Source organism: Pseudomonas sp. X10 (assembly GCF_054889225.1).
Genome location: NZ_CM142677.1, coordinates 2,773,022 through 2,795,313 on the forward strand (window position 1 = coordinate 2,773,022; position 22,292 = coordinate 2,795,313).

Below are 22,292 nucleotides of genomic sequence, written 5' to 3' on the forward strand. Positions count from 1 at the left end.
GTGGTCTGCAGGTGTGTGGCTAGCGAGGGGCACACCCGCTCCCACCTTGCCGGCAGGAGCAGGGCCACTGCAGCGTCAGACGCCCCAGCGCGGAATGTGGTGGCTGCCCATGGAAACGCACACGTTCTTGATCTCGGCGAACACCTCGAAGCTGTACTGGCCACCTTCGCGACCGGTGCCCGAGCCTTTCACGCCACCGAACGGCTGGCGCAGGTCGCGCACGTTCTGGCTGTTGATGAAGACCATCCCGGCCTCGATGCCACGTGCCAGGCGATGGGCCTTGCCAATGTCCTGGGTCCAGATATAGGAGGCCAGGCCGTACTCGGTGTCGTTGGCCAGTTGCAGGGCCTCGGCTTCGTCCTTGAACGGGATCAGGCAGACCACTGGGCCGAAGATTTCTTCCTGGGCGATGCGCATCTTGTTGTTCACATCAGCGAACACGGTCGGTTGGATGAACTGCCCCTTGGCCAGGTGCGCCGGCAGGTTGGCCGGACGCTCCAGGCCGCCGGCGAGCAGGCTCGCGCCTTCCTCGATGCCGATGCGGATATAGCCGGTGACTTTGTCGTAGTGCTGTTGGGTGATCATCGAGCCGACCTGGGTTTTCGGGTCGGTCGGGTCGCCGACGATCAGGCGCTTGGCCCGTGCCGCGAACTCGGTGACGAACTGCGGATAGACGCTCTCCTGGATGAAGATGCGGCTACCGGCGGTGCAGCGTTCGCCGTTGAGCGAGAAGATGGTGAACAGCGCCGCGTCCAGGGCGCGCTCCAGGTCGGCGTCTTCGAAGATCAGTACCGGCGACTTGCCGCCCAGCTCCATGGAGTACTTCTTCAGGCCCGCAGTCTGCATGATCTTGCGGCCAGTGGCGGTGCCGCCGGTGAAGGAGATCGCACGCACGTCTGGATGGCGGACCAAGGCGTCGCCCGCAGTGGCGCCATAGCCCTGAATGACATTGAGCACGCCATTGGGGATGCCGGCTTCGACGGCCAGGCGGCCAAGCTCGTTGGCGGTCAGCGGTGACAGTTCGCTCATCTTCAGCACCGCGGTGTTGCCCAGGGCCAGGCAGGGCGCGGTCTTCCAGGTGGCGGTCATGAACGGTACGTTCCACGGCGACACCAGGCCACACACGCCGACCGGCTGGTACAGGGTGTAGTTGAGCATCTGGTCGTCGACCGGATAGGTGTGGCCATCCATGCGCGTGCAGACTTCGGCGAAGAAGTCGAAATTATGCGAGGCACGCGGGATCAGCACGTTCCGGGTCTGGTGGATCGGCAGGCCGGTGTCGAGGGTCTCCAGCTCTGCCAGTTGCGGCACGTTCTGCTCGATCAGTTCACCGAGCCTGCGCATCAGCCGGGCACGCTCCTTGGCCGGGGTGTTGGCCCATTTTGGGAAGGCTTCCTTGGCTGCGGCCACGGCCTGGGCGACTTCCTCGGCGCCACCGCTGGCCACTTCGCCGATGGCCTCGCCGGTGGCCGGGTTGTAGTTGGTGAAGGTATCTTTGCTTTCGACCTCGCGGCCGTTGATCCAGTGCTTGATCATGCTGTTCATGCCTTGTTGTTCTGGGGCGATTTTTCTTCGAAAAACGCAGCTTCGCTGACGATACGATTGACCAGGCGCCCGACGCCCTCGACCTCGACCACCACTTCATCGCCCGGGACCACGTCGGCCAGGCCTTCCGGCGTGCCGGTGGCGATCATGTCGCCCGGCTGCAGGGTCATGAAGCTGGAGAAGTACTCGATCAGGTAGGGGATATCGAAAATCATGTCGCGGGTGCTGCCTTCCTGCTTCAGCTCACCGTTGATCCAGGTACGCAGGGTCAGGTTGGACGGGTCGGGTACATCCGCCACATCGACGATCCACGGGCCGACCGGGGTGGTGGCATCGCGGTTCTTCACCCGCAGGTTGGGGCGGTAGTAGTTCTCCAGGTAGTCGCGGATGGCGTAGTCGTTGCAGACGGTGTAGCCGGCCAGGTAGCTGAGCGCGTCTTCGCGCTTGACGTTGCGCGCCGGCTTGCCGATCACCGCCACCAGCTCGCACTCGTAGTGCATGTAGGCGACGTTGTCCGGGCGCCAGGTCACTTGCTCATGGCCGGTGTAGGTGCCGGGCGACTTGATGAAGGCCAGCGGCTCGGTTGGTGGCGTGAAGGCCAACTCAGCGGCGTGGTCGGCATAGTTCAGGCCCAGGGCGAACATGGTTCCGGTGGCTGGTGGCAGCCATTGCACCTGGTCCTGGCCGACCAGGCTCCCATCGGCCAGGCGCAGCAGCTGGTTGTCTTCGACGGTGACCGCATGGACCTGGCCATCGAATTGAATACGGGCGTGTTTCATAAAGGTTCTCTCACTCGGCCACGATGTGGTTGACCAGGCGACCCAGGCCACTGATCTCGACGGCGACACGGTCACCAGGCAGGACATCGACACGACCTTCCGGGGTGCCGGTGATCAGCACGTCGCCGGCATGCAGGGTCATGAACTCGCTGATCTCGGCGATCAGTTGGGCTACCGAACGCACGCAGTTGGCGGTGCTGTTCTGCTGGCGCAGTTCGCCATTGACCCAGAGGCGGATGTCCAGGGCCTGGGGGTTGGCGACTTGCCCAGCGGGCACCAGTTCAGGGCCAAGGGCGCAGAAGCCATCACGGCACTTGGCTTTGACGGCGGGGCGGTAGTAGCTGTCTTCAGGCAGGCTGAACTCGTTGACGATGGTGTAGCCCGCCACATGGGCCAGGGCCTGCTCGGCGCTGACACGGCTGGCGTCCTTACCGATCACCACGCCCAGGGCCGGGCCGGGCTGCAGGCGCTCGACACCGGTCGGATAGACCACGGCCTGCTCATGCTGGTTGCGGGTGTTCGGGGTCTTGATGAACAGCACCGGCTTGACCGGCGGCTGCTTGTAGGGCGGCGCATTGAAGGCTTCGAGGTGTTGGCTCAGCAGGCCCTGGTAGTTCAGGGCAACGCCGAACAAGGTGCCGGTGGCCACCTCATGCAAGGCACGACTCATGCTTTTCTCCTGGCAGTGACGGAGCGCTGGAGGCGCTGCGCGTGGAAACTCGTTAATGTGTTAACGTTATAATTAATATGTTAACGACCGTCAAGGTATCTCCCGGTGTGAGCCCGGCCAGCAGGCGGTGCTACCATGGAACGCCCGGTCCGTATCCCAACCGGAATGAGTATTGCGATGAAAGATCGTCAGCCGATTCCCAACATCAACATCGGGCAGGTCTACGACCAGCGCTACAGCGACAGCGAGGTGCATTACGACCGGCTTGGCAACCTCGCTGGTTTCTTCGGGCGCAACATGCCTGTGCACCGGCACGACCGTTTCGTCCAGGTGCATTACGTCAAGACCGGCACTGTGCGCGTTTACCTGGATGACCAGCAGTACGTGGAGTCGGGGCCGATGTTCTTCCTCACGCCGCCGACCATCGCCCACGCCTTCGTCACCGAGGCCGATGCCGATGGCCATGTGCTGACCGTGCGCCAGCAACTGGTCTGGCAACTGCTCCAGGCCGAGCCTACGTTGATGCCAGGCCCACGCCTGCAGCCGGCTTGCGTGGCCCTCGGTCGCTTGCAAGCGCCCCACGCCGAGGAGGCGCAGCGCCTGGCGCAACTGTTCGACATGCTCGGTGCCGAGATCAGCCAGGCCCTGCCGGGGCAGGGTTCGGCCTTGCTGGGCCTGACCCGCCTGGTGATGATCAGCCTGCTGCGGCTGTGTGCCAATTCGCTGGAGGCGACGCCGGCACGCCACGAAGACCTGCAGGTGTTCCACCGCTTCAATGAATTGATCGAAGCCCATTACCTGGAGCACTGGACCTTGCCGGCCTACGCCTCGGCCCTGGGTGTGACCGAAGCGCGGCTGAACGATGTTTGCCGGCGCATCGCCGACCTGCCGTCCAAGCGCTTGGTGTTCGAGCGGCTGATGCAGGAGGCCAAGCGCCTGCTGCTGTTCACCGGTGGTTCGGCCAACGAAATCTGTTACCAACTGGGCTTCAAGGACCCGGCCTATTTCAGCCGTTTCTTCCAGCGCCATGCGCAGATGACCCCAGGTGAATACCGCCTGCGCCAGGCGATCTCGCGCTGATACGTGCATGTTCGCGCCCCTTTGAATGGCTCTTGGTCGATGGTGCGGCGCGGCGGATCATAGGCAAATGGCCTTTTCGGACGATCGATTGCACTTTCCAAAGCGGGGCGGGTGGACAGGGCAGGGGAAATGTATTTCACTTTGTTAATATCTTAATAACCGACCGGCAGGCGCCTTGTCGCCGACGATGCCTGTCCTCTAGACTCCCGGCCTTTCCGACTTTCGTGATGACCATGGCAACTCCAAGACCTTCCCTGACCCTCATGCTGCTGCAGGCGCGAGAAGCCACCATGGCGTTCTTCCGTCCCTCCTTGAACGCCCAGGACCTGACCGAGCAGCAGTGGCGGGTGATCCGTATCCTGCGCCAGCAAGGTGAGCTGGAAAGCCACCAACTCGCCCACCTGGCCTGCATTCTCAAGCCGAGCATGAGCGGTGTGCTCAAGCGCCTGGAGCGCGATGGCCTGGTGGCTCGGCGCAAGTCGCCGGAAGATCAGCGGCGTGTCTTCATCAGCCTGACCGTGCGCGGCCAGCAGTGCTTCCTGGCCATGAGCGAGCAAATGGAACGCAACTACCAGGAAATCCAGCGCCAGTTCGGCGAAGACAAGCTCGAGCAACTCATGGCGCTGCTCAATGACCTGAAGAAGATCAAGCCCTGAGGGCTCAGGCCTGCTGCGTGGCCTGTAGCGAGTCGTCGAGGATCTTCAGCAGCGATGCCGCCCGCCGGGCATAGACGTCAGGGCTGGCGTACATCAACTCTACATGCAGGCTGTCGATGATCCCCAGGTACGCGTCGCCATACAGTTCCAGGCGGGTGCCATCGTCCCGGGCCCAGGCGTAGTGCTTGCACAGGGCCTGGCAGAAGCCCTGGCGAATCTGTTCCAGGTAATGTTCGAAGCCACGTGTGATGGCCGGCCTGATCCCTGCCGGCGGCATGAAGGCGGCGCGCAGGATGAAGCGCAGGTTGGCTGACGTCGCGTAGCGCTCGGCCAGGTGCAGCGGATGCCAGTGGCCCGCTGGTACAGCCTCGGCCGCTTCCAGGCGCAAACCGGCCTCGACGTAGGCGCCTTCCTCGGCCAAGGCGCGCTGGAAGGTCTGCAGGTACAAGGCATCCTTGTTGGCGAAGTGCGCGTATAACGACGCCTTGCGCATACCGGCCTGGGCCGCGATTTCGCTCAACGACGAGGCATCGTAGCCGTGCTCGGCAAAGTGCCCGGCGGCGGCATCGCAAATCCGGCTGGCGGACGGGGTCAGGGTTTTCAAGATCGTCACTCCATGCTCATGCCAGGCTTACACCATAACCTACCGGAAGGTAGGCTTCGAGTGGCGCAGAATAAGCCCCTTGCCCGAAAGGGTCAACGCACAGCCGCCCACAAGGCCCACGCCAATATTGGCGGCGCTCCTGCAACACCATTGCTTGGCGCGCCAAATGCCTTGGCCAGGCTATTTAATGCCACCGGTCCGGACGGCGTGAAATAAAGCGAATCTCACCAGCGTCTGGGCACTCGACACTATGCATGGCATCAGTAATGCCCCCGCCAATGACTGGGACAGAAACGCTGGCCGCGCAACAAGGGGGCGTTGGTCACCACGGCCCGTAATGCCAGATGCGCGGCAGCTCGACCAAGAGGATGACCTATGAGACTTGCCCCCTTGTTCTGCTTGCTCGGCAGCCTGTTGATGCTAGGTGGCTGCTTTGACCGCGATGATCACCCGGCCAAGGATGCCGACCCCAGCAAACCGTCGCTGCAGATGCAGAAACCCGATGAGTCGGTGATTCCGGCCGAGCCAGTGCAGCCGCCGCAGCCACCGCAGCAGCCACTGACGCCGCTTGAGCAAGACAACTGAGTGCAGCGGAGGGTCGAGGCATGAGGTTCCTGACCCCCAAGGCCGCGTCTGTGACCTTGCCCCCGGCAGGTAGTCTGGAGGGCCGCTATCGCTTGCTGCTGGAGGGCCGTTGCGCAGACAGCGCACACTGGCTCGCCGAACAACTGGAGCGGGCCGATGGCCTGTCCGACGACCTGCCGTCGTCACCCTCGGTGCTGGCGCACTGGAGTGCGCAAGCCGCTTCACGGACCGCCCACGACTATGCCGCTTATTTGGAGGCGCGTCGGCAGGGGGAGTCACGTCGGTTCTTCGCCAACCGGTCCCAGGCTCTCTACTTCCTGCAGCAGGTAGCGCCGACCAAGGCAGTCGACGGTGCCTGGTTGCAAGGGACCTTGCGCCATTGGCGGGATCCGCGTTTTCACGGCCTGATCCGTACCTATCTGGAAGAGCTGGGCGATGGCGACCCGCGCAGCAACCATGTGCTCGTCTACCAGCGCTTGCTCAGCCGCCTGGGATGCCTGGAACCTGTGCCGTTGACCGACGAGCGTTACCTGCAGGGGTGCCTGCAACTGGCCCTGGGCCTGAATACCGAGGCCTTCCTGCCCGAGGTGGTCGGTTACAACCTGGGTTATGAGCAACCGCCGCTGCACCTGCTGGTCACCACCTATGAACTGGCGGAGCTGGGTATCGATGCCCATTACTTCCGTCTCCACGTGACCATCGACAACGCCGCCAGCGGCCATGCCCAGAAGTCGGTGCAGGCGCTGCAACTGCTGTGTCCACCCGCTGATGAGCAGGACTTCTACCGGCGGGTTGCCCGGGGCTACCGCCTGAACGACCTGGGCGTCGCTACCGCGACCTTGATCGCAGGTTTCGATCTGCAGGCCGAGTTGCTGGCTACCTTGGAGCGCAAGCGCAGCTTCGGCCAATGCATGCACTCCGATCAGTGCAGTCTGCAAGGGCGCACCATCAACCAATGGCTGGCCATGCCCGGCAACATGGCCGGTTTTCTCCAGGCGCTGCAGGCACAAGGTTGGGTCAAACGTGACCAAGACCCAGCGCACAGCCGCTTCTGGGCGCTTGTCGAAGGACCGACCGCGCCCATGTTCGGCATATTCAGCCCCTATGAAAGGCAGCTCTGGCACGACTGGATCGCAGGCATCTGGCAGGCGCCGCCACAGCGCCGGCTGCCGCCTGGCCGCTGGGAAACCGACGACAGGCTACCACCGAGCACTGATAGCCAGCCGCTGCCGACCAATATCGATGCCTTGATCGATCACATGACCGGCAACCGACACGCCTTGCCGGACGGGCTGCGGGCCACCCAGGCCTATGCCCGTCTGACCGGGTTGGCTCCTGGGAGACCCTGCTGATGCTACTGAACGAAGAACAGGCCGTGGCAGACGAGGCCCTGTTGCAACTGGGCCGTCGGCTGCGCGCCGATGGTTACCAGTTCATCTGCGTGACCCCCGCCAGCCACGCCCGCAATAATGCCCGGCCTGCGGCGCAGCGGGCGCGTACCCTGCGCGATGTGTTCGGCTGGAGCCGGCCGTTTCCGGCGTCGCTGCTGTCGGCGGACGAGCTGGAACAGATGCGTGAGGCCCAGGTGCTGGACGAGCAGGGCGAATGGCTGCGCAGCCGGGTGCGTTGGTCGAGCCTGAACGACCTGCTGCTGGTGCATTCGGGCTATCCCACCGAGGCGCTGGACGCCGTATTCTTCGGCCCCGACAGCTACCGTTTCGCCCAGGTGATCAGTGAACACCTGCAGCACAACTTCGCCAGTGTCCAGCACGCGGTGGATATCGGTTGCGGTAGCGGGGTCGGCGCGCTGTTGATCGCCAGTGCGGCCCGCCATGCACAGGTCAGCGCCGTCGACATCAACCCCTTGGCCCTGCGCTACACCGCCATCAACGCGGCCCTGGCTGGGCTGGGCAATGTCTCGGTGGAGCAGAGCGATATCCTCGATGGCGTCAGCGGGACCTTCGATCTGATCGTTGCCAACCCACCCTATATGCTTGACGCCCATGAGCGCCTGTACCGCCACGGTGGTGGTCCGTTGGGCGCGGCGCTGTCGCTGCGCATCCTCGAACATGCCCTGCCGCGGTTGAGCCCGGGCGGAACCCTGTTGCTCTACACCGGCGTCGCTGTGGTCGACGGGCAGGACCCTTTCCTCGAAGCCTTCCGCCCGCGTCTGGCCGGCCCTCAATGGCACTGGTACTACCGCGAGCTGGACCCCGACGTGTTCGGCGAACAATTGCTCGAGCCCGGCTACGAGCAGGTCGAGCGCATCGCCGCTGTCGCCTTGAACGTCACCCGCGGGAGCTGATGCGCATGAGCGCCCCCTGCGAGTTCGGCATCGAGGAGGAGTACCTCCTGGTGAGCCTGGACAATGGCCGGGTCCTCGCCAGGCCGTCCTTGGTGGTGGCCAGGCTGTGCCGGGAGGTGATGGGCAAGTACCTTGCCGAAGAGATGTTCCGCAGCCAGATCGAGGTCGCCTCGCCGGTGTTCGGCAATCTGCACCAGGCGCGTGAATTCCTCGGTGACAGCCGCCAGCGCCTGGCTCGGGCATTGGCCGAGGAGGGCGTGGGCCTGTTCTGCGCCGCCAGCCACCCGACGGCCCAATGGCTGCTGCAACGTCCCCGGGCCACGGCGCATTACCGGCAGGTGTTCGACGACTACCAGCATGTAGCCCGGCGCAGCCTGTTATCTGGCCTGCATGTGCATGTCGGCGTGCCCCCGGGCTGTGACCGCATCCAACTGATCAACCGCCTGCTGTACTGGCTGCCACTGCTGCTGGTGTTGAGCACGTCATCGCCTTTCTGGGGCGGTCAGCCGACCGGCTACATGAGCTACCGCCGGGTGGTCTGCGGCGAGTGGCCGCACATGGGCCTGCCGGAACCACTGGCCGACTGGGCAGCCTATCAACGCTACCGGGCGCTATTGCAGCGCACCGGCTCGCTGGCCGAGGACGGCGATCTGTGGTGGGCCGTCCGCCCCTCGCGGCGCTTTCCTACGGTGGAGCTGCGTATCAGCGATGCCTGTCCGCGCCTGGAGGATGCGCTGTGCATCGCCGGGTTGTTCCGGCACTGGGTCGAGTGCTGCGCAGTGCCGCACTACGATGCCGCGCCGGTGAGCCGGGAGACCCGCTGGATCACCCAGGAAAACTACTGGCGGGCCATGCGCTATGGCCGGCACGGCACCTTTATTGGCGTACACGACCAGCAGCAAGTGAGCGCCTTGGGCTGGCTCGCCCAAGCTGAAGCGCGGTTCGGCTGCGACACCTTGGATGCCGAGCGCTCGTTGCACCATGCCCGGCGCATCCTGGCCGAGGGCACCAGCGCAGACCGGCAATTGGCCTGCCATGAAGGCGCCCGCCGCAACGGAATGGACAGCCGCCAGGCCCTGCGCGCGGTGATCGATCACCTGATCGAGGACACCCGCTGCCAGCAAACGCCCACGGCCGCGCCTGCTGCCTCCACGCAGGAGCAGGCCTGAGCCCTCAACCATATGAGGAAATGATCATGAACGAACTCGCTCTCTACTTCTGGATCGGTGTAGTGAAGTTAGAGAATTAACACTGTCGCAACGGGAGCCCGAATTCCGGGGGGCTTGCGACCTTGATTGGAGAAAGCGCAAAACTGTCGCAGACCGCTCAAAGCTGCTTCTGGCGATTGCGCTAGAGAATTAAAACTGCCCCCCCCAGTAAAGACGCGGCTTTGAGCGGTGATCCTACCTCAGTTATTGCTAGATCTGGATTCCCACGTCGCAAGCAAGAACATAGCCATGGAACCCGCCAGGTTTACGGCCAGTTCGGCATGCCGAAGTGCTGCCTTCGCACCACCTTAGCTTCCACCCAATGGCGCGAAGCTGAGCTGCTCACGGTCTTCATCAGGAGTCGGCACGCCAGGGCAATGCAGCGTAGGTCGTAAACCAGTGCAGGGCTTAAGTTCTGATAGGTCCTGCGAGGTCAGGCAATCAGCTCAAGAATCTCCCCCAGGCTTTCCACCGCACGTAGATCCGATGCGGCGTTGAGCGTAGAAATAGAAGGGTTCACCAGAAAGCCCTGACTGGCCCGCCGCAGCATGTCGATGTCGTTGAGGGCATCGCCGACCGCCAGTACTTGCAGGCCCTCGGCAAGCGCTCTATCGACATGCTCTACCTTACCTTGGCGTGGGTAATAGTCACAGGCCGAGACAAACCCTTGGTCATCCGTCATTAGGCGGTGGCAAAAGGTCGCTGGCCTGCCCAGTGCAAGCAGTAATGAGTCTGCCAACTCGTGGAAGCAGTCGGAGATGATGTTTACTCGATAGCCTCTGCCTTGCAATGCCTGCAGAAACGCTAGGGCACCCTCGAATGGCTCAACCGCTCTGAGGATCCGCTGGACATCCCTCAAAGTAATTCCATGCTCGCGCAGCAGGGCGATGCGCTGGCCCATGAGCACATCATAGTCAGGGATCTCTCTGGTTGTGGCGAACAACTCACTAATGCCGGTACGTGCCGCAATCGCAGGCCACAGCTCAGGCACCAGCACGCCTTCCAGGTCGATACAGGCCAGTTTGCTCAAGCTGCTCATCAGCGTCCCATCCCAGGCAGCACCAGGCTTACGCCTAGTCCGATAAGAATGGTGCCGATCACTTTGTCGACGATATGCTGCCTGTCCAGCATGCGTTGACGCAGGGCCTCGGCTGAAAAGAACAGGGCAACGAAGCTGAACCAGAGCCAGTGCGAGAACGACATGAACAGTCCATAAGCGAAGTTAATCGCCAGGCTGTTGCTGACTTGCACGACTTGGCTATAGGTAGCCACGACGAACAGCATGGTTTTCGGGTTCAGCGCATTGGTCAAAAAGCCCATCGCGAAAGCCTTGCCAGCGGAGGGGCGCGGACCGGTGGCAGTGCCCAGTTGCAGGGATGACTTGCTGGTCAGTGATTTCCAGCCCAGATAGATCAAGTAACCCGCACCGAGGGCTTTCATCGCCATGAACAGCATTGGCGAATGGGTAATGACCAAAGTGATACCGAGCACGGTATAGAACACATGCACCTGCACGCCGCAGGCAATGCCGAAAGCAGCCATGAGCCCGCTGCTACGCCCATAGGCGTAACTATTACGGGTGACCATCGCGAAGTCAGGACCTGGGCTGATCACCGCGAGGATAGTGATCGCGGCTACGGCTATTAATTCGTTCATCCGAGGACTCCATGCGGCATGGGCTAGCCATGCCGCTATAGCGGATCAGCGTTTGCTGAAGGTAATGACAAGCACATCCCGGTAAGCGGGTTGCAGTGGGTCGAGCTGGATGATGGGGGTAACCCCATGCAGAGTCTGCTCATCGTTGACGATGGCTACCTCCATCGCCTCGGAGAGGGTGTACTGGCTCAACGTTTGTGGCGGTCGTAGATGCTGGTTTCACCATTAACCACGTTGACCCGATTGACCATCATCATGAATACGAAGTTGACACCGTCGCGGTGCACACCTTCCGGGGTAGGCGAAGCCGCCAGCTGCGAGGCATTGATGCGGAACTGATGCACCTCGATGTGCCAGGTGTAATAAGGCGCCAGCCGGCTGAATGTGGTGCAACACAATTCCAGTGCTGCGGTCATTACCTTGTTTTGCGTGATGCTGGGCTCGATGGGGGCAAAGTGCCGGACGATGTCGCCGTTCAGGGAGTTGTAGTCCAGGCATTTGGTAATGCGGTTGGTGTGTGCCTCGTGCCTAGGGCAGATACTACCTGGGGAGCAGCTGTAGGTCGCATGGCGGCGAAAGCGATAAGTGCCACCGTCTCTCATGTACATGTCCTGTTCCAAGCGATTCCAGCTTTGTTGGAATTCGGACCAATCGTCCATTGCGCCTGGCTCGATGGCGCTGAGTAGGCTCGCGATCTTGCGTGAGGACACCAGGGCAAAATCTTTTTGCGCTACGATTTCACACAGATTTTGAATGCTGTGCTGGCTGGCAAAATAAACGTCCTGTTGCTGGACCTGTGTAGTGGCACGTTCCATTATGTTCATTATTTCCTCCTCCCTGTTGGCCAAAATTGCACATGAGGTGCAGGCAGGACGAAGCATGGCAAGTTGCTGGCTTGATGAAAAACGATTTATAGTCCCCTTTATCTGTGAGAGTTCATCGCGCATATGAAATTACCCGCTCTGACCTCCTTCCATTTCTTTACTGTCGCAGCGCAAACCCAGAGCTTTGTTCAAGCCGCACGCTTGCTGCATGTCACCCATGGTGCGGTCAGCCGCCAGGTGAGGCAGTTGGAGGAAGCGATTGGCGTCGAACTGTTCGAGCGCCGCAATCGGGCAATTTTCCTGAACAGCGCTGGCAGGCAACTTTTCAACGTCACTCGTCCTTTCTTCGAACAGCTCGAAGGAACTCTTTACCAGTTGCAGCGTGATGCGCGCGAAGAAGTACTGGTCGTGTCTTGTGAACCGACCATCGCGATGAAATGGCTGATACCCCGTCTGCCCGATTTTCAAGCATCACACCCGAACCTGCAGTTGCAACTGCTGGCTGCCGGTGGGCCTATCGACTTCGCCCGTTCAGGCGCAGACGTGGCGCTACGTCGGGACGACTTCTACTGGGACGAGTCGATTCACTGCGAAACGATTTGTGAAGAATGGATCGGTCCAGTGTGCATTCCGGCTTTGTGGCCAGAGGGCCAGAAGTTGGACGACATGTCGCTTCTGCGCAGTACGACTCGCCCTCTGGCCTGGGACAACTGGATGCGGCTGGCGGATGTCGCGGCGCCGGGGGCGATAAGAGTGGAATACGAGCATTTCTATCTCTGCATACAAGCAGCGGCTGCAGGGCTGGGTGTGGGCATGGCGTCCTTGCTCATGGTCCAGGATGAGCTGAAGTCGAGGCAGCTTATAGCCCCATTCGGCTTCACGCGGGATGGCTCCAAGTATTGCTTACTGTCGCCCCGCCCGTTCGATGAGAGTTCCAAATGCAGGTTATTCCTTAAATGGATCACCAAGCAGATGGCAGACACCATTAAATGGTCTGGCGATTAATGATAGCCAGCGACGGGGTGAGCTTCGTTTGTCTACCTGCGCAGGCAGGCTAAGTGGTACTGGCCAGTATCAGCACTGTTAGCCGGTAGCCGGGGCTGACACCCTCGGCCACCTGCGACAGGTTTAATTCCCAAAATCTAATAGCGGTCATCATCCTACTGGTGGATCTATGGGCCATCGTCAGTGTGTTCCGCAGCCAGAAGTCCGATGCCACCAAGATCCTCTGGGCGCTGCTGCTGGTGATGTTGCCGCTGGTCGGCCTGGTCATCTGGGGCATTGCCGGCCCCCGTGGCGTCAAGCCTGGCACCGGTTCCAGCTCGCCGGAGCACAGCAAGGGCTAGGCATGCTGACATCCATGGCATGCGCATCCGTTCTGCTGGAGAACCACCGGTCGGCGCGTACCAGGACCCGGGCAAACCTTCTGCGGATACGCAGCCTCGAACATCAGGAATGCGCCGTTCGGTGAAAAACATTCTTGAGGAGGTGGCCAATGCCCAACAGCAAACCCCGCGACCAGTTCAGCATGCAGAACCCGCTGACCCAATACCCGCATCCGCCATTTCCTGGCCAGACCCAGGCGCCTCCAGGCCTCGATGCCAACATGCACCCGGAGCCGGACCATGGCGAGCAGACCTACAAAGGCTTCGGCCGCCTGGCCGGGCGCAAGGCGCTGATCACCGGCGCCGACTCCGGGATCGGCCGGGCCGTGGCCATTGCCTTCGCCCGTGAAGGGGCGGATATCGTGCTCAACTACCTGCCGATCGAGCAGACCGACGCGCGCAAGGTCATCAAGCTGATCGAGGCCGAAGGGCGCACGGCCATCGCCATGCCTGGCGACCTCAAGGACGAAGCCTTCTGCAAGCAACTGGTGGACCAGGCTCACGAACAGCTAGGCGGCCTGGATATCCTGGTCAACGTGGCTGGCAAGCAGGTGGCGCGCAAGGACATCGGCCATGTCAGCAGCGAACAGTTCGATGCCACGATGAAGACCAATGTCTATGCGCTGTTCTGGCTGTGCCAGGCGGCGGTGCCCTTGATGCCGGCTGGGGCGACTATCATCAACACCGCGTCGATCCAGTCTTACCAACCTTCGGCGACCTTGCTCGACTACGCCACCACCAAGGCCGCCATCGTCGCCTTCAGCAAAGCCCTGGCCAAGCAGGTGATCGAGCGCGGCATCCGGGTCAACGCTGTCGCACCAGGGCCGATCTGGACCGTGCTGCAGCCCAGCGGTGGGCAACCACCGGAGAAGATCCCGGATTTCGGCGGCCATACGCCGATGAAGCGTCCCGGCCAGCCGGCCGAATGCGCGCCCTTGTATGTGCTGCTGGCTTCCCAGGAGTCGAGCTACATCACCGGCGAAGTGTTCGGTGTGACCGGGGGCAACCCGTTGCCATAGGAAACATGCAGGGCTGGCTCCTACAGGCCCTGCGTCGGCTGCGAGAGTTGAGGCGATTCTTCGTTCGACGTTTGCATGCACAGCCCCGCCAAGGCTTTGAGGTGAGCCCCGAATCCGCCACGCGCCCGGCTGTCGCCACGGCTGCTGGTCGCCACGCTATGGCGGGCGGTCCAGACGATGCGGGCGCCGATGGCCTGCAAGGCATTGACCAAGTGCACGTCCTCATGGGTCGGCAGGGGCGGGAAGCCGCCGACGCGTTGGTAGGCCTGAGCGCAAACGCCCAGGTTGGCGCCATGGATATGCCGGTGGTCCTCGCACGCCCGGTAGCCATTGCGGTAGCGTCGGCGCAATCCGGCATCCTGCCAGGATTGCCAGTGTTCGATATGCACGGTGCCGCAGACCGCATCGGCGGCACACTCCAACTGCCACAACAACCAGTGCGCTGGCACCCGGCTATCGGCATCGGTACAGGCCAGCCAGCGCGCGCCACGTTCGAGCATCAGCGCCGCACCGGCGCGGCGGGCCTGGCCAACGTTCCCAGCATCGACCACCAGGGTTTCAACGCCATGGCGCAGGGCGATGGCTTCACTGCTGTCAGTGCACTGATCGAGCACTACCAGCGTCTGGACCGGGTGCCCAGCGTCTTCGGCCTGCCGCGCGGCAAGCTTCACCGCAGCCAGGCAGCGACCAAGGCGACGGGCTTCATTGTGAGCAGGAATGATGACAGCGATCATGGGCAGGTCTCGTCCAGGTCGATGACGCTGGGCTGGCAGCACCAGTATTCCAGCAGGAAGTCCGCTTCCTCGTGGCGGAACACGGGATACAGCGGCAAATGCCGGGCAAGCAGGGCATGCACCTCGTGGCCATGCTGCGGGCAACCCTCGATCGGGTGCAACCAATGGCAGGCGAGCAAGCCGCCGTCGTAGGTCAGGCTCGCCACTGATTGCTCGATCACCTGCAGCCACTGGGTCGGGGTCAGGTAGTAACCGATCTCGCTCAGTACGATCAGGTCGAAGCGTTCGCCCGGCCAGTCCGAAGGCAGGCGCCCTTGTTCGACTCGGGCATGGCGAGCATCGCCCAGGCGTTCGCGGGCCAGGCGCACGGCGGTGGCGTCGAGGTCCTGGCACAACAGCTGAGCGCAGCGCTCGGCCAACGCGGCGCTCAGCTCGCCATTGGCGCAAGCCGGCTCGAAGATCCGCCCGTAGCACTGGCGCGGCAGGCTGGCCATCACCAGTTCGCGTTTGCGCCGTTCGTACCAGCGGCTGCGGAACGCCCAAGGGTCGTCGCTGGCCGCGTAGAGCTGGGCGAAATACTGCGGATCAGGCCTCATAGGAACACCAGTTCGAAAGGTTGCAGGAGACATTCGAGCAGCGCCGGCGCAAGTACCGGGGGACGCCCCTCGTCCGAGGTCATCTGGCTGACGTGGGCGGCGATGGCCTGGCGCTTGCAAGTCAGGCGTTGTTCGTCGAGCTGGACCCGGTGCGCCCGTGGCCAGGGTAATCGCGGGTCCTCGGGGCTCGCCCAGTGCCAGGCCCACACCGGTACTTCCACCAAGCGTGCCCGGCATGCCTGGGCGGCCTGGGCACAGGCACGGCCCACGGCTTCATGGTCGGCATGGCCATCGCCACGCCAGGTGGTCAACAGTAGGTCGTCCGGCTTGAGCAACTGGCTCAGGAGGTTGAGCAGAAAGGCTTCGTCATGCGCTACGGCGCCGTCCTTCAGGTTCAGCCGCCGCCAATCCACCTGGTTCACCGCCAGCTCCAGACGCTGCAGGGCGTGGCGGCTTTCCTGCGGGCGGTTTCGGCGCAGGCGGTGCGCTGTCCAATGGGCGGACCCCGGGTGGCTGCCTTCGCCATCGGTGACCGAGATCAGCACCAGCTCATGCTCGCGCCCACGGAAACTGCACAGCAGGCCACCGCAGGCCAAGATCTCGTCATCCGGGTGTGGCGCCACCACGATCAGGCGCTGCCCAGGCGGGCAGAGTTGTTCTGGGCTGATCCAGGTGGCCCGGGCCAGGTGCGCGGAGTGCTGCCAGTCGGCCCAGGGTGTGCCGGCGCTGCTTCGGATGAGGTTCTCGGTCATAGCTGCCAGGCTCCGGCAGGCACTTGGGCCACTTGCTGCCCCAGGGCCGCCAGGTCCCGTTCGGCGTGACTCTGGCGCAGGTACACCGGCAGGTCGGCGCTGAGCCGGGCGAAGTGGCTGCTGCGACAGAATGGAGTGGCGCCCAGAGCCCGCCCGACATGACTGATGACCTGCTCGACCGCCTGCTCCACCTGCGCACGGGCGCGGCGCACTTCCAAGCTGGCATCGGCACCGGGCTGGCGGTCGATCCAGGCCGCGCATTCGCGCAAGACTGCTCGGGCGCCGCACAACGCGGCATCGACAGCGCCAAGGTGGGCATCGGCATGAGGATCCTGGCGCGGTTGCCGGCAATGTTCGCGCAGGTAATCGGCCAAGGCCTCCGCCGCGCCATACCAGCAGGCGGCAATGCCGGCACCGCCATGCCAGAAGCCTGGCCGCGCCAGGTACTGTCCTGGCCGACCGACCGCAATGCCAGGCGAGTCGTCGAACTCGATCTCCACGCTCGTTGTGGTGCCCATGCCCACCGCCTGCCAGTGGTCCACCAGGATCTGTTGGCTGGGATGCGACAGCTCGATAGCCACCAGTTGCGGCTGGCCGTCATCAGCCCAGGCGGTGAGCAGCGCGCGGTCGATCTGCAATGCGCCGGAGCACCAGGCCTTGCGCCCACCCAAGCGGACTTGGTCGCCGTCGCGGGCCAGGATACGGGTGCGAGCCGCTGGCGGTTCGGCGGCCCAGACACCCCAGATACCGTTGCCCACCAAATGTGGAGCCGCGCATTCGGCCAGGATCGCCAGGGCGTCGGTATGGCCCTCATAGAGCTTGGCCAGGGCCAGGTCGCAGCCAGCGATGCGCGCCAGCGTCTGCCAACGCTGCAGGGTGTGCCCTCGGCCGGGTAGAGGCAGCAGGTCCAGGTGGTCCGCTTGCAGCGCCTGCATCAGCAGCGGCAACTGGGTGTCGAGGTTAAGGGCTTGAGGGCGCTCGGTGAAACTGCGCAGCAAGCGGTCGAGGTCGCCCAGGTCGAAATCCTGAATGATGCTCATGACGTAGACTCCTCTGGCCCGCCATGGGCCGCCTTGGTGTTTTTCTTCCAGCCCCGCAGGTTCATGGCGCACAGGCAGAACTGCAACACGATCAGTGCCCAGGCCTGCGCCTGCCAGCCCCAGATCACCCAGAGCACGTTGCTGGCGATGAAACAGCAAAAGCCGATGCGCCTGCGCCGTGGCTGGCGCGAACCGATGCACCAGGCAGCCAGCACCGTCATCAACATGGCTGGCCACTGCAGCAGGTCGATCAGTTGCGCCATCAGGCCAATCCTGGCGGCGTGCGCTTGCCGAGCACGCTGTCCGGTTGCGCTTCGACGATGTCGTAGTCGGCTTGACTGCGTGCCTCGGCGTCATCGGACTTGACCAGCAGCCACTGCTCCTTCTTGCCCGGCAGGTGGGTACGGAACAGGTTCCAGATACCGCCGAGCTTCTCGCCCCGAAGGCGAAAACGCAGCTTGCCCTTGGCATAGGCCTGGCGCGGGTCGCCCTCCGGCTCCCAGACACCCCGGTCCCAGACGATCACCTCGCCTGCGCCATAGTGGCCTGCGGGGATCTGCCCCTCGAAGGTGGCGTAGTCCAGGGGGTGGTCTTCCACATGCACGGCCAAGCGGCGGACCGTGGGGTCCAGCGACGGGCCCTTGGGAATGGCCCAGCTCTTGAGGGTGCCGTCGAGCTCGAGGCGGAAGTCGTAGTGCAGGTGGCTGGTGTCGTGTTTCTGGATGCAGAACTGCAAAGCATGGGCCTGCTTGCCGCCCCGGGATTTGCCGGCCGGCTCGGGAGTGGCATCGAAATCACGCTTGCGCTGGTACTCCTGCAGGGGCTTTGCCATGACGGGCTCCGGGACGATTCGCGGCTCTCTAGAAATGGGAGGGAGGCGCTGGCTTGAGAGTTCAATCTATTGCTCGCCAGGCGCGTGCGGCCATTGGGCAAAAACTCTGAATCATTGCCGGGGGCGGACAGTCGACTGTGCAGAGCCCATACGATGGAGAAGCGACATGAGCAGCCACCCAAACGCCCCGAAACCGGGAGGATATGACCATGACTGACCAACGTTGTGCCTGCCCCCATTGCTCCTGCAGCGTTGACGCCAATGCGCAAGCGCAGGATGACAAGGCCTACTGCTGCGAAGCCTGCGCCAGCGGACACCGCAATGGCGAACCGTGCCGCATGCCGGACTGCCATTGCAGCGAGAACGTCCAGCCGAAGGAAAGCAACGTCGACAATGCGCTGGATGAGACATTTCCCGCCAGCGATCCGATCTCCCCTTGAGAAGGGTGACGCTACCGAAGCCGGGCCGTTTAAGTAGCCTGCCGTAACGCCTCGAGCAGTTCGGCCTTGCGCATGGTCGAGCGGCCAGGGATGTTGCGTTTGCGTGCCCGGTCCAGTAGCTCGGCCTTGCTCATGTCTTCCAGTTTGTTGCCTGGGCGCGGCACACCCTTGCGGGTCGCGGCTGCGTGGCGTGCCGAGGATTTGCGGGCTTTTTCCTTGGCTTGGCTGCTGGTCTTCTGGCCGGACCCGCCGCTGCGTTCGCCACCGCCGGATTGCTTGTTCACCGTGGCCCAGGCGCGGGACTCCGCTTCTTCTTTGGACACACCTTTGGCTTCGTAGCTTTCCTCGATGTGCTCGGCTTTGCATTTCTGCTTATCGGTGTATTTGTCTTTGCTTCCACGTGGCATGGTGATTCCTCCGTCAGGTAGAAAGCGCATTGCGCATGGGGCCAACGCCCCCTGAATCAAGACTTGCGCAGCGCCGCCTTGCTGCTTTGGCGCATGCTCCTGGCGCGCTTTTCCAGGATCAGGTAGGCGACCACCGCCAACAGCAACGGGACCAGGTAATAGAGCGTGCGGTAACCCAGCAGCGCGGCCACCAGGCTGCCTTGGCCGGTCTGGCCTTGGAGCAGGGTGAGGAATACTGCCTCCAGCACCCCCAGTCCCGCTGGGATGTGCGCCACCACCCCAGCGACGCAACTGATCAGCAGGATGCCGAGGATCGAGGGGTAGAACAGGTCATCGGGCAGTAACCAGTACAGCAGCGCGGCCATCAGCGCCCAGTTGCTGGCCCCCAGGCCCACCTGGAGCAGCGCCAGACGCAGCGAGGGCAGGGTGACCTCGTGCTCGCGCCAGCGCCAGGTCCGCCGTTTGGCAAAGCCACAGGCATAGAGGTAGCCCGCGGCGAGGGCCAGCAGCAGAAAGCCGATCAGTTGCAGGCCGGTGACACCAACCGCCCAGCTTTCCGGCAGTTTCACCAGGCGCAGGGCGAACACCACGCCAGCCAGCATCATGTAGCCGACCCAATTGGTGAGGATGCCGAGGCTGATGATCCGGGTGATGCTTGCCGTGTCCAGGCCCAGGCGGCTGTACAAGCGGTAGCGCAGGGCTACGCCGCCGACCCAGGTGGTGAAGTTGAGGTTGAAGGCGTAGCAGACAAAGGCCACGGGCAGCACTTGGCGTGCCGGCAGGTGATGGCAGGTGTAGGCACGGCCGAGCAGGTCGAAGCTGCTGAATACCGCGAAGCTGCCCAGCGCCAGGGCCAGTCCGACAAGCAGGGTACCCGGGCCATAGGCCAGCAGCGATTGCTTGACCTCGTTCCAATCCAGGTTGCGGGCCAGGAGATAGAGCAGGGTGGGGACCAGCAGCAGGAAAAAGACGGTCAGCAGCCGCTTGCCCCAGGTTTGCCAGCGCTGTCGCTCCATCAGGTCTTGCCCTCGTGGTAATGGGTATCGGCCTCGGCGTCTGGTTGCAGTGACTGCAGCACCTGGCGGTGTGCCGGAAACCAACCAGCAACGGCCGGGAAATACCGGGTCATGTGGAAGCACAAAAAGATCAACGGCGCGCGCCACCAGTAGCCGCGAACCATCCGCTCCAGGGTGACCGGCTTGCATTGCTGGCGGGCCAGCTCGGTGAGGTGCTGGTAGAGCTGCTCGTTGAAGGCCCGGTCGCGGATCATCAGGTTGGCTTCCAGGTTCAGCGACAGGCTCAAGGGGTCGAGGTTGCTCGAACCCACTGTCGACCATTGGTCATCCACCAGCGCGACCTTGCCGTGCAGGGGCCGCTGGCAGTACTCGTAGATGGTCACGCCATCGCGCAGCAGGTAGTTGTACAACAGCCGGGACAGGGCCCTGACCCAGCGCATGTCCGGCTGACCCTGGAGAATCAGCGTGACCTCCACGCCACGTCGGGCGGCGTTGCGCAGTTCACGTAGCAGGCGGTAGCCGGGAAAGAAGTAGGCGTTGGCCACGACCACCCGCTTGCGGGCCGAGCGGAGGGCTTCCAGGTACTGGGCCTCGATGGCTGTTCGCTGGCGCTGGTTGTCGCGTTCCACCAGGGCGGCACTGGCGCCGCCGCTCGTTTGCAAGGCGGGATGGACCTGGCTGGGCGGGTCCAGCACCGGGGCCAGCATGCGTCGGCTGGAAGCGTGGATCTGGGCCACCACCGGGCCGCTGACTTCGACCGCGTAATCCTGCTTGGCCATCGGGCCATAGTCGCCCAAGTGGTCGGCGCCGTAGTTGATGCCGCCGATGAACGCCCGTTCGCCATCGATCACCACGATCTTGCGGTGCAGCCGGCGGAACAGGTTGGTGCGCATGCCGATCAGGCGCGGTTGCGGGTCGAACACATGGACCTTGATGCCTTCGCAGGTCATGGCGCTGATGAAGGTTTCCGGCAGGTCGGCGGTGCCGTAGCCATCTACCGCTATCTCGACCCGGACTCCACGCCGCGCCGCCTCGATCAGCGCCTGTCGCAGGGCTTGGCCGACCTTGTCGTCGAAGATGATGAAGGTCTCCAACAAAACCTCTTTACGCGCTTGGCCAATGGCTTCGAATACCCGTGGGTAGTAGTCCTCGCCATTGATCAGCAGTTGCACGCTATTGCCAGCGACCCAAGGACTGTTCACAGGCTCACCTCTGCCGCCAAAGGGGCATGATCGGATAGGTGCGACCAGGGCCAGTTGGACAGCACCCGGGCATCACCGGGCGTGGCGTTGCGCAGGTAGATGCGGTCCAGGCGCAACAGCGGCAGACGCGCCGGAAAGGTGCGCGCAGGGGCGCCGCCGCACTTGCCGAAGGCTTCGACCAGGCGCTCGGCCAACAGCGCATCGGCCTTCAACCGCCAATCGTTGAAGTCTCCGGCGATGATCACCGGCGCCTGGGGCGGCAGGGCGTCGAGCAGGTCGAGCAGCAAGCGTACCTGCTCCTGGCGGTGGCCTTCCCGCAGCCCCAGATGCACGCAGATGGCGTGCACCTGCTCATGGCCCGGTACGTCGAGCCGGCAGTGCAGCAGGCCGCGCTGCTCATTGCCGCGGATCGACACATCGAGGTTGTCGTACTCGATGATGGGGAACTTGGACAGCAGTGCATTGCCATGGTCGCCATGGGGATAGACAGCATTGCGCCCATAGGCGAACTGCGGCCACATGCTGTCGGCCAGGAACTCGTACTGCGGGGTGGCTGGCCAGGCTGGATGACGCAAGGCATGCTGCTGATGGCTGCCATGCACCTCCTGGAGGAACACCAGATCGGCGCCGGTGGTGCGCACGGCATCACGCAGTTCCGGCAGGATGAAGCGCCGGTTGAACGCGGTGAAGCCCTTGTGCACGTTGATAGTGAGTACGTTCAAGCGGTGCACGGCGGTGACGCGATCGATGATGCTGGTGGGCGCGGGGATGGTCTTGGTCACAGTTCCACTCCTGGTTTCACGCCGGGCCTGCTCTATAAACCGGGTGGCAGGCGGCCGATGCAATTGCGACTGAAGGCCGTTGGCGAGGGTTCAGGAAGATTGACGAGTGGCGGGTGGGCTGTGCATGTCGGCGGTTCTTCGGTGCCCTGAAGACCCCGCGCCGCCCGCGCGGCGC

25 protein-coding genes and 2 pseudogenes are annotated in these 22,292 nt (G+C 63.2%); 10 read left to right on the plus strand and 17 right to left on the minus strand.

All coding sequences use genetic code 11. The features are described 5' to 3' along the window. Window positions 1-75: 75 nt before the first annotated feature. Genes hpaE through ACYU03_RS12725 form a run of 3 tightly spaced genes read right to left on the minus strand, consistent with a single transcriptional unit; the run spans window position 76 to window position 2,994 of the window. On the minus strand, window positions 76-1,536 hold the full coding sequence (hpaE, locus tag ACYU03_RS12715; RefSeq protein WP_461891455.1) for a 5-carboxymethyl-2-hydroxymuconate semialdehyde dehydrogenase: 1,461 nt from the start codon (window positions 1,534-1,536) through the stop codon (window positions 76-78). A gap of 5 nt (window positions 1,537-1,541) precedes the next feature. Further along, window positions 1,542-2,324, minus strand: a complete 783-nt coding sequence (locus ACYU03_RS12720; protein ID WP_461891233.1) for a fumarylacetoacetate hydrolase family protein — start codon at window positions 2,322-2,324, stop codon at window positions 1,542-1,544. Window positions 2,325-2,334: 10 nt separating this feature from the next. Further along, complete coding sequence (locus ACYU03_RS12725) at window positions 2,335-2,994, minus strand: fumarylacetoacetate hydrolase family protein (protein ID WP_461891235.1); 660 nt, start codon at window positions 2,992-2,994, stop codon at window positions 2,335-2,337. A 177-nt stretch (window positions 2,995-3,171) separates the two neighbouring features. Here ACYU03_RS12725 and hpaA point away from each other — a divergent pair, with 177 nt between their 5' ends. Together hpaA and hpaR are read left to right on the plus strand one after the other, a co-directional pair. Continuing rightward, a complete protein-coding gene (gene hpaA / locus ACYU03_RS12730) occupies window positions 3,172-4,074 on the plus strand; it encodes a 4-hydroxyphenylacetate catabolism regulatory protein HpaA (RefSeq protein WP_461891237.1) in 903 nt (300 codons plus the stop codon). Between the two features lie 233 nt (window positions 4,075-4,307). After that, window positions 4,308-4,730: a homoprotocatechuate degradation operon regulator HpaR gene (gene hpaR / locus ACYU03_RS12735; protein ID WP_461891239.1), complete on the plus strand. Its 423-nt coding sequence runs from the start codon at window positions 4,308-4,310 to the stop codon at window positions 4,728-4,730. 4 nt (window positions 4,731-4,734) lie between these two features. On the opposite strand, the gene ACYU03_RS12740 is transcribed toward hpaR, so the two are convergent. Continuing rightward, complete coding sequence (locus tag ACYU03_RS12740) at window positions 4,735-5,343, minus strand: TetR/AcrR family transcriptional regulator (RefSeq protein WP_461891241.1); 609 nt, start codon at window positions 5,341-5,343, stop codon at window positions 4,735-4,737. Between the two features lie 366 nt (window positions 5,344-5,709). Between ACYU03_RS12740 and ACYU03_RS12745 the strand changes: the two genes are divergently transcribed. Genes ACYU03_RS12745 through ACYU03_RS12760 form a run of 4 tightly spaced genes read left to right on the plus strand, consistent with a single transcriptional unit; the run spans window position 5,710 to window position 9,393 of the window. After that, entirely contained in the window at window positions 5,710-5,919 is a 210-nt protein-coding gene (locus tag ACYU03_RS12745) for a hypothetical protein (protein ID WP_461891242.1), read from the plus strand. A gap of 20 nt (window positions 5,920-5,939) precedes the next feature. After that, window positions 5,940-7,271 carry an iron-containing redox enzyme family protein gene (locus ACYU03_RS12750; protein ID WP_461891244.1) on the plus strand — a complete coding sequence of 444 codons (1,332 nt, stop codon included), beginning with the start codon at window positions 5,940-5,942 and terminating at the stop codon, window positions 7,269-7,271. Next, window positions 7,271-8,224, plus strand: a complete 954-nt coding sequence (locus ACYU03_RS12755) for a methyltransferase (RefSeq protein ID WP_461891246.1) — start codon at window positions 7,271-7,273, stop codon at window positions 8,222-8,224. The genes ACYU03_RS12750 and ACYU03_RS12755 overlap by 1 nt, the downstream gene beginning before the upstream one ends. A 5-nt stretch (window positions 8,225-8,229) precedes the next feature. After that, on the plus strand, window positions 8,230-9,393 hold the full coding sequence (locus ACYU03_RS12760) for a carboxylate-amine ligase (protein WP_461891248.1): 1,164 nt from the start codon (window positions 8,230-8,232) through the stop codon (window positions 9,391-9,393). A 472-nt stretch (window positions 9,394-9,865) separates the two neighbouring features. Here ACYU03_RS12760 and thrH read toward each other — a convergent pair whose 3' ends face one another. From thrH to ACYU03_RS12775, 3 genes and pseudogenes are all read right to left on the minus strand, one after another. Continuing rightward, a complete protein-coding gene (thrH, locus tag ACYU03_RS12765; protein WP_461891250.1) occupies window positions 9,866-10,471 on the minus strand; it encodes a bifunctional phosphoserine phosphatase/homoserine phosphotransferase ThrH in 606 nt (201 codons plus the stop codon). Continuing rightward, window positions 10,471-11,088, minus strand: coding sequence for a LysE family translocator (locus tag ACYU03_RS12770; protein ID WP_461891252.1), 618 nt, complete (start codon window positions 11,086-11,088; stop codon window positions 10,471-10,473). The genes thrH and ACYU03_RS12770 overlap by 1 nt, the downstream gene beginning before the upstream one ends. Window positions 11,089-11,133: 45 nt before the next feature. Beyond that, window positions 11,134-12,035: pseudogene (locus ACYU03_RS12775) on the minus strand (2OG-Fe dioxygenase family protein). On the opposite strand from ACYU03_RS12775, the gene ACYU03_RS12780 reads away from it, so the two are divergent. The 3 genes from ACYU03_RS12780 (at window position 12,036) to ACYU03_RS12790 (ending at window position 14,316) form a co-directional block, all read left to right on the plus strand. Then, a complete protein-coding gene (locus ACYU03_RS12780; protein WP_461891254.1) occupies window positions 12,036-12,917 on the plus strand; it encodes a LysR substrate-binding domain-containing protein in 882 nt (293 codons plus the stop codon). Between the two features lie 140 nt (window positions 12,918-13,057). Beyond that, window positions 13,058-13,258, plus strand: coding sequence for a PLD nuclease N-terminal domain-containing protein (locus ACYU03_RS12785; protein ID WP_461891456.1), 201 nt, complete (start codon window positions 13,058-13,060; stop codon window positions 13,256-13,258). Between the two features lie 149 nt (window positions 13,259-13,407). Continuing rightward, complete coding sequence (locus tag ACYU03_RS12790) at window positions 13,408-14,316, plus strand: SDR family oxidoreductase (RefSeq protein WP_461891256.1); 909 nt, start codon at window positions 13,408-13,410, stop codon at window positions 14,314-14,316. Between the two features lie 20 nt (window positions 14,317-14,336). Here the strand turns inward: ACYU03_RS12790 and ACYU03_RS12795 are convergent, their stop codons facing one another. The 6 genes and pseudogenes from ACYU03_RS12795 to ACYU03_RS12820 all read right to left on the minus strand — a co-directional run. Next, window positions 14,337-15,050 (minus strand): glycosyltransferase family 2 protein, encoded by a 714-nt coding sequence (locus ACYU03_RS12795; protein WP_461891258.1) that lies wholly within the window; start codon window positions 15,048-15,050, stop codon window positions 14,337-14,339. After that, on the minus strand, window positions 15,047-15,646 hold the full coding sequence (locus ACYU03_RS12800) for a class I SAM-dependent methyltransferase (RefSeq protein WP_461891260.1): 600 nt from the start codon (window positions 15,644-15,646) through the stop codon (window positions 15,047-15,049). The genes ACYU03_RS12795 and ACYU03_RS12800 overlap by 4 nt, the downstream gene beginning before the upstream one ends. Then, entirely contained in the window at window positions 15,643-16,398 is a 756-nt protein-coding gene (locus ACYU03_RS12805) for a PIG-L deacetylase family protein (protein WP_461891262.1), read from the minus strand. Before ACYU03_RS12805 ends, ACYU03_RS12800 begins: the two co-directional genes overlap by 4 nt. After that, entirely contained in the window at window positions 16,395-17,438 is a 1,044-nt protein-coding gene (locus tag ACYU03_RS12810) for an acyl-CoA dehydrogenase (RefSeq protein ID WP_461891264.1), read from the minus strand. Before ACYU03_RS12810 ends, ACYU03_RS12805 begins: the two co-directional genes overlap by 4 nt. Continuing rightward, window positions 17,435-17,701, minus strand: coding sequence for a hypothetical protein (locus tag ACYU03_RS12815; protein WP_461891266.1), 267 nt, complete (start codon window positions 17,699-17,701; stop codon window positions 17,435-17,437). Before ACYU03_RS12815 ends, ACYU03_RS12810 begins: the two co-directional genes overlap by 4 nt. Before the next feature lie 17 nt (window positions 17,702-17,718). After that, window positions 17,719-18,270: pseudogene (locus ACYU03_RS12820) on the minus strand (DNA polymerase ligase N-terminal domain-containing protein); the annotation flags it as partial. Window positions 18,271-18,479: 209 nt separating this feature from the next. On the opposite strand from ACYU03_RS12820, the gene ACYU03_RS12825 reads away from it, so the two are divergent. Beyond that, complete coding sequence (locus tag ACYU03_RS12825; protein WP_461891268.1) at window positions 18,480-18,710, plus strand: metallothionein; 231 nt, start codon at window positions 18,480-18,482, stop codon at window positions 18,708-18,710. A gap of 29 nt (window positions 18,711-18,739) precedes the next feature. On the opposite strand, the gene ACYU03_RS12830 is transcribed toward ACYU03_RS12825, so the two are convergent. From ACYU03_RS12830 to ACYU03_RS12845, 4 genes are read right to left on the minus strand one after another with little or no spacing between them, the layout of a single operon-like run. Next, window positions 18,740-19,117, minus strand: coding sequence for a Rho termination factor N-terminal domain-containing protein (locus tag ACYU03_RS12830; protein WP_461891270.1), 378 nt, complete (start codon window positions 19,115-19,117; stop codon window positions 18,740-18,742). A gap of 56 nt (window positions 19,118-19,173) precedes the next feature. Next, window positions 19,174-20,133, minus strand: coding sequence for a lysylphosphatidylglycerol synthase domain-containing protein (locus tag ACYU03_RS12835; protein ID WP_461891271.1), 960 nt, complete (start codon window positions 20,131-20,133; stop codon window positions 19,174-19,176). After that, window positions 20,133-21,335, minus strand: coding sequence for a cardiolipin synthase ClsB (gene clsB, locus ACYU03_RS12840; protein WP_461891273.1), 1,203 nt, complete (start codon window positions 21,333-21,335; stop codon window positions 20,133-20,135). The genes ACYU03_RS12835 and clsB overlap by 1 nt, the downstream gene beginning before the upstream one ends. After that, window positions 21,332-22,117, minus strand: coding sequence for an endonuclease/exonuclease/phosphatase family protein (locus ACYU03_RS12845; RefSeq protein WP_461891275.1), 786 nt, complete (start codon window positions 22,115-22,117; stop codon window positions 21,332-21,334). Before ACYU03_RS12845 ends, clsB begins: the two co-directional genes overlap by 4 nt. Window positions 22,118-22,292 lie beyond the last annotated feature (175 nt).

Excerpts from the sequence above, each read along its gene's own strand:
- hpaE (WP_461891455.1), bottom strand. The coding sequence starts at position 1,536 with ATGATCAAGCACTGGATCAACGGCCGCGAGGTCGAAAGCAAAGATACC.
- ACYU03_RS12720 (WP_461891233.1), bottom strand. The coding sequence starts at position 2,324 with ATGAAACACGCCCGTATTCAATTCGATGGCCAGGTCCATGCGGTCACC.
- ACYU03_RS12725 (WP_461891235.1), bottom strand. The coding sequence starts at position 2,994 with ATGAGTCGTGCCTTGCATGAGGTGGCCACCGGCACCTTGTTCGGCGTT.
- hpaA (WP_461891237.1), top strand. The coding sequence starts at position 3,172 with ATGAAAGATCGTCAGCCGATTCCCAACATCAACATCGGGCAGGTCTAC.
- hpaR (WP_461891239.1), top strand. The coding sequence starts at position 4,308 with ATGGCAACTCCAAGACCTTCCCTGACCCTCATGCTGCTGCAGGCGCGA.
- ACYU03_RS12745 (WP_461891242.1), top strand. The coding sequence starts at position 5,710 with ATGAGACTTGCCCCCTTGTTCTGCTTGCTCGGCAGCCTGTTGATGCTA.
- ACYU03_RS12750 (WP_461891244.1), top strand. The coding sequence starts at position 5,940 with ATGAGGTTCCTGACCCCCAAGGCCGCGTCTGTGACCTTGCCCCCGGCA.
- ACYU03_RS12755 (WP_461891246.1), top strand. The coding sequence starts at position 7,271 with ATGCTACTGAACGAAGAACAGGCCGTGGCAGACGAGGCCCTGTTGCAA.
- ACYU03_RS12760 (WP_461891248.1), top strand. The coding sequence starts at position 8,230 with ATGAGCGCCCCCTGCGAGTTCGGCATCGAGGAGGAGTACCTCCTGGTG.
- thrH (WP_461891250.1), bottom strand. The coding sequence starts at position 10,471 with ATGAGCAGCTTGAGCAAACTGGCCTGTATCGACCTGGAAGGCGTGCTG.
- ACYU03_RS12770 (WP_461891252.1), bottom strand. The coding sequence starts at position 11,088 with ATGAACGAATTAATAGCCGTAGCCGCGATCACTATCCTCGCGGTGATC.
- ACYU03_RS12780 (WP_461891254.1), top strand. The coding sequence starts at position 12,036 with ATGAAATTACCCGCTCTGACCTCCTTCCATTTCTTTACTGTCGCAGCG.
- ACYU03_RS12790 (WP_461891256.1), top strand. The coding sequence starts at position 13,408 with ATGCCCAACAGCAAACCCCGCGACCAGTTCAGCATGCAGAACCCGCTG.
- ACYU03_RS12795 (WP_461891258.1), bottom strand. The coding sequence starts at position 15,050 with ATGATCGCTGTCATCATTCCTGCTCACAATGAAGCCCGTCGCCTTGGT.
- ACYU03_RS12800 (WP_461891260.1), bottom strand. The coding sequence starts at position 15,646 with ATGAGGCCTGATCCGCAGTATTTCGCCCAGCTCTACGCGGCCAGCGAC.
- ACYU03_RS12805 (WP_461891262.1), bottom strand. The coding sequence starts at position 16,398 with ATGACCGAGAACCTCATCCGAAGCAGCGCCGGCACACCCTGGGCCGAC.
- ACYU03_RS12810 (WP_461891264.1), bottom strand. The coding sequence starts at position 17,438 with ATGAGCATCATTCAGGATTTCGACCTGGGCGACCTCGACCGCTTGCTG.
- ACYU03_RS12815 (WP_461891266.1), bottom strand. The coding sequence starts at position 17,701 with ATGGCGCAACTGATCGACCTGCTGCAGTGGCCAGCCATGTTGATGACG.
- ACYU03_RS12825 (WP_461891268.1), top strand. The coding sequence starts at position 18,480 with ATGACTGACCAACGTTGTGCCTGCCCCCATTGCTCCTGCAGCGTTGAC.
- ACYU03_RS12830 (WP_461891270.1), bottom strand. The coding sequence starts at position 19,117 with ATGCCACGTGGAAGCAAAGACAAATACACCGATAAGCAGAAATGCAAA.
- ACYU03_RS12835 (WP_461891271.1), bottom strand. The coding sequence starts at position 20,133 with ATGGAGCGACAGCGCTGGCAAACCTGGGGCAAGCGGCTGCTGACCGTC.